At 73.2% G+C, this 811-nt stretch carries 2 protein-coding genes; both read right to left on the minus strand.

What is annotated here, in order from left to right; translation table 11 throughout:
• Nucleotides 1-287 precede the first annotated feature (287 nt).
• Nucleotides 288-434: a hypothetical protein gene (locus tag ABFX50_RS50805; protein WP_310283891.1), complete on the minus strand. Its 147-nt coding sequence runs from the start codon at nucleotides 432-434 to the stop codon at nucleotides 288-290.
• A partial coding sequence (locus tag ABFX50_RS50810) for a hypothetical protein (RefSeq protein WP_428834744.1) occupies nucleotides 431-811 on the minus strand: 381 nt, incomplete at its 5' end. The genes ABFX50_RS50810 and ABFX50_RS50805, both read right to left, overlap by 4 nt.

The following is an 811-nucleotide window of genomic DNA, read 5'->3' on the forward strand; positions in this document are numbered from 1 at the left end:
AGTTGGAGATGGCAATTGTCTCCCTAAGCCCGCTTGGCCTCCGACTTCCCAGAAGCGCGGCCGCAGCGACGGCGACGAGCAGCCACACCGAGACCGACCACAGTGCCACCACGGCAACGACGAGCAGGAGCGGCGCCGCCCACCACCACAGGCGCGAGACCGGCACCCCCGAGGCCTGGTCCCCCTTGGAGGTGGCGGGGGCGGCCTCGCGCGCCACCGTAGGCGCAGCGGCTGCCTGCGGGGCCTCGCGGCGGTCCTCCTTGGGGGGCTTGACCCCGTCGAAAAGGTCAGACATCGGTGCTCTCCTCCATGGCGCGGGTGGCGGTCGCGGGCGGGAGCGAACGAACGAACGCTCCAGGGGTGGGGGGCTTGGCCTGCACGAACACCGGCGACAACCCCCTGCGGCGCATGTTCGTTCGTTCGTTCGTGGTCATCGCCCACCGACCTTGTTGAGGGCCGCGGTGATGACGGCGGCGACGGCGCGCACGGGCCCGATGATCTTGTAGATCACGACGCCGCCGACGACGGTGTAGGTCACGATCTGGATCGGCAGGGCTGGGCCGGTGAGGGCGGCGAGGAACCCGGCGGTTCCGGCGGTGGGCACCGCGATCACCATGGCGATGTGCGGCCAGCGCGGCGGACCCTGCGGTGCCCGGCCCGGACGCCGGACGGCCCCTGCCGGGCGGCGGGCTGGAGTCGGGACGGCGGGTGCCGCGAACCCGAACCCGGACGGGTCCGGTACGTCATCGCGGACGGACACCGGGACCGGGACGGGAGCGGGCGGGACGGCGTCCACGTCGGCCGGGCGGAC

Origin of the sequence: Nonomuraea recticatena, assembly GCF_039533245.1 — a bacterium.
Lineage (GTDB): Bacteria > Actinomycetota > Actinomycetes > Streptosporangiales > Streptosporangiaceae > Nonomuraea > Nonomuraea roseola.